3 protein-coding genes and 2 pseudogenes are annotated in these 3,385 nt (G+C 54.7%); 4 read left to right on the top strand and 1 reads right to left on the bottom strand.

All coding sequences use genetic code 11. From position 1 onward, the window contains the following. The 3 genes from Q5Y71_RS16440 to Q5Y71_RS16450 form a co-directional block, all read left to right on the top strand. On the top strand, positions 1-183 hold a 183-nt coding region (locus Q5Y71_RS16440), incomplete at its 5' end, for a hypothetical protein (protein ID WP_306043171.1). A 59-nt stretch (positions 184-242) separates the two neighbouring features. After that, positions 243-930, top strand: a protein-coding gene (locus tag Q5Y71_RS16445; RefSeq protein WP_306043173.1) for an IS6 family transposase whose coding sequence is annotated in 2 segments (ribosomal slippage) — positions 243-272 and positions 274-930 — 687 coding nt in all. Because the reading frame shifts where the segments join, the coding sequence is not laid out codon by codon here. A gap of 591 nt (positions 931-1,521) precedes the next feature. Beyond that, positions 1,522-2,820: an aminotransferase class V-fold PLP-dependent enzyme gene (locus tag Q5Y71_RS16450; RefSeq protein ID WP_306043172.1), complete on the top strand. Its 1,299-nt coding sequence runs from the start codon at positions 1,522-1,524 to the stop codon at positions 2,818-2,820. A gap of 176 nt (positions 2,821-2,996) precedes the next feature. Here Q5Y71_RS16450 and Q5Y71_RS16455 read toward each other — a convergent pair. Then, positions 2,997-3,131 (bottom strand): annotated as a pseudogene (locus Q5Y71_RS16455) (IS6 family transposase); the annotation flags it as partial. Between the two features lie 12 nt (positions 3,132-3,143). Between Q5Y71_RS16455 and Q5Y71_RS16460 the strand changes: the two are divergent. Continuing rightward, positions 3,144-3,362: pseudogene (locus Q5Y71_RS16460) on the top strand (IS3 family transposase); the annotation flags it as partial. Between the last annotated feature and the right edge of the window lie 23 nt (positions 3,363-3,385).

Below are 3,385 nucleotides of genomic sequence, written 5' to 3' on the forward strand. Positions count from 1 at the left end.
CGTTGTTTTCAGTATCGTGGTATCTTTGCTTATACTCGGCAGACCTCCAGTCCTGAGATGCCACACGCGGAAAGACAAACAAAGCCAGTAGCAGTTATGAAAACTTATATCGTTGCGCTAATACTTGTTTTTATTCCATCAATAGGATTTGGATCTTTCGCAAATTTTGCCACGCATTGCTAATACCTCTACTTTTCAGGTATAAGCTTCCAGTTTCAATTTGTGGTTTGAGGCTTGTGTCATTGATCAGTTTTAAGGGGGCCTACTACCCAAAAAAATGTGATTCTGTATGCGGTTTTCTTCTACGTGCGCTACACGGTTTCCTATCGTGACCTTGAGAAAATCATGCAAGAACGCAGGGTGACAGTGGATCATGCCACGCTCAATCGATGGGTTGTCAAGTACTCTTCTCAAATTGCCAAAGAGGCCAAAAAGAAAAAGAGGCTGGTCGGCACATCCTGGCGTATGGATGAGACGTATATCAAACTTAAGGGTAAGTGGGTATACCTGTATCGAGCCGTTGATAAATCCGGCAAAACCGTTGATTTCATGCTCTCAAAGGCCAGAAATGAAGCCGCAGCGACACACTTCTTCGAGAAATCCATTGGTAGTAATGGGGTGCCAGAGAAGGTGGTCATAGATAAAAGCGGAGCCAATCTGGCGGGTCTGACCAACATCAATATCTATCTGTTTCTGATGAAATTCTGGCTTTCATTCATCGATACTCTGCAGGTCAAATATCTCAACAATATCGTGGAACAGAACTATCGGTTTATCAAACGAATAACCAAACCTATGATGGGTTTTAAGGCCTTCCATTCAGCTGCTGCCACTCTCGATGGAATTGAAACTGCTCATATGATCAGGAAAGGGCAACTGGGGCAGGAGGGTATTCCCGCCCATCGGCAGTTCATGGCGCTCGCAGGGTAACTGCGTCCAGGCCATAGGTATATTTCGGCCAGACGAGGAGTTTGCAACAGAACCGCCTACAGCTATGAGCAGGCAACGCAACACCGTATTGCGCCAACCCTGGAGTGGATCACCGGTGCCGCTGAAACTGAGTGAGTGGATGTGCGAAATTCGGTGGGATCATCCTGGTAAGTGCTTTCCAGCCTCGGGCTTGCCAGGTCAGTCGATATACCGTAGCCACTGGGCTGCCGATTCCTGAACCTCTCGTAAAGCTGTGAACAGGTGCTTGCTGAACCAACCGTATCCTAGAGTTTTATTCGCTCGCTCAATGTCAGCGCCTCACCAACCCCGCTCTGGCTATGCCAGGACCGTCACTCCCCACTCTGTTGCACAATTTCTGCTTGTGGCAGCGCAGTAAACGTTCTTTTGGGTAGTGTGTAGCGTTCCACTTTGCGACCCTGGAATTTCCCAAATTATTGATCATCCGATTCCGACTAAAGCCGAATTAGCAACGACAGCGGTCAAATCGAGTATTGCGGTTGCGCGTTTGGCATTCCGGTCCCTGTGGTCTATGGTGAAGGTTTATGGAATGCGTTCTGGGGGGACACAACCGTGAAGAGAAGGGAGTTTCTGCAGCGGGCGGGGCTGGCAATCGGCGCCGTCACATTGAGCGGCACCGGCGCAGCGCAAGCTGTCCCGACAAGCATCGGCACCGCCGCGACAAATTGGGACGCATTCCGCGACCTGTTTCCATTGACCCGTGACTACATCCAGTTGGCAACGTTTTTACTGGCTTCACACCCGCACCCTGTTGCCGAGGCCATCGAAACCCATCGCAGGGCCTTCGATGAGAACCCAGCCGAGTACTGGCACCGCCACTACAAGACCATCGATGGCAAGATCGCCGACAGCGCGGCGCGCTACATGGGCGGCACCGGCAGTCACATCGCCCTCACCGACAGCACCACCATGAGCTTGGCCATGGTTTACAGCGGCTTGCAACTCGCCCCCGGTACGGAGGTTTTGCAAACCACCCACGACCATTATTCCACCGATTTATCACTGCAGTTGCGCGCCAAGCGCACCGGGGCCAGTGTTCGCCGGATCTCGCTGTACGACGACCCGGCCCGGGTATCGGTGGACGGCGTCTGCAGCCGCTTGCGCGATGCCCTTCAATCCGAGACCCGGGTCTTCGTCTGCACCTGGGTGCACTCCTCTACCGGTGTCAAGCTGCCGATCAAGGCCATGTCCACCGTCATCGACGAGATCAACTTCAAGCGCGACAAAGACGACCAGATTCTGTTCTGCGTGGACGGCGTGCACGGATTCGGTGTCGAAAATCAGGACGTCAGCCAGCTGGGCTGTGACTTCTTTATGGCCGGCACCCATAAGTGGATCTTCGGCCCGCGCGGCACCGGCGTCATCTGGGGCAACGAGCGCGCCTGGTCTATGACCCGCCCCGTGATTCCCAGCTTTAGCGAGAGCTACAGCGTCTGGCTGGGCCTGACTACGCCGGATCAGGTGCCGGTAGGCCAGCACATGACCCCGGGGGGGTTCCATTCTTTCGAGAGCCGCTGGGCTTTGCCCGCGGCCTTCGACCTGCACCTCGCCGTGGGCAAGGCGCGGGTGCAGGAGCGCATCCACGCCCTGAATACGCAGACCAAGCAGGGACTCGCCGAGCTGGACCACGTCAAGCTCTATACGCCGATGTCGCCGGAACTGTCATCCGGTCTGGTATGTTTCGATGTCGATGGCATACCCCAGGTGGAGGTCGTCAAACGCCTGCGCGACAAAGGGATCATTGCCAGCGCTACGCCCTACCGCAAATCCTACGCCCGCTTCGCACCGAGCCTGCTCAACGCCCCGGCAGAGATTGACACGGCCGTGGCTGAAGTGAAGGCTATGGCTTGAACCGCACAGGTGTTCCGGCTCCCCCGGTGTGCGAGCGAAACGCCATACCCGAGTCCAATGGGGTTGCCGTGGATTCCCTGTCGCAGTTGGGGCAAGTGTGATTTCGCTAGCCGTTGTTGTAGGGTTCTGTCGCAAACTTCTCGTCTGACCGAAATATACCTATGGCCTGGACGCAGTTACCCTGCGAGCGCCATGAACTGCCGATGGGCGGGAATACCCTCCTGCCCCAGTTGCCTTTTCCTGATCATATGAGCGGTTTCAATTCCATCGAGAGTGGCAGCGGCTGAATGGAAGGCCTTAAAACCCATCATACATCAGAGCGGGAGATCGGTGCCGACGACCTGCTGTTGTGCCGACTGCTCGACAAAGAGTACATAAAACGACCATTCTACAGCAGCTGTCGTATGGTGAAGTTTCTTTGTAAGCAGGGCTACGCCGTTAATCGAAAGCGTGTACAGCGGCTAATGCGCCAGCTTGGCTTGTCGGGAATGGCACTGGGGCCAGCGACGAGCAGTAAGCACCCGAAACACAAGATCTATCCGTAGCTGCTGCGGTGTGAAGCTAG

Origin of the sequence: Microbulbifer sp. 2205BS26-8, from assembly GCF_030731025.1 — a bacterium.
GTDB classification, from domain to species: Bacteria; Pseudomonadota; Gammaproteobacteria; order Pseudomonadales; family Cellvibrionaceae; genus Microbulbifer; species Microbulbifer spongiae.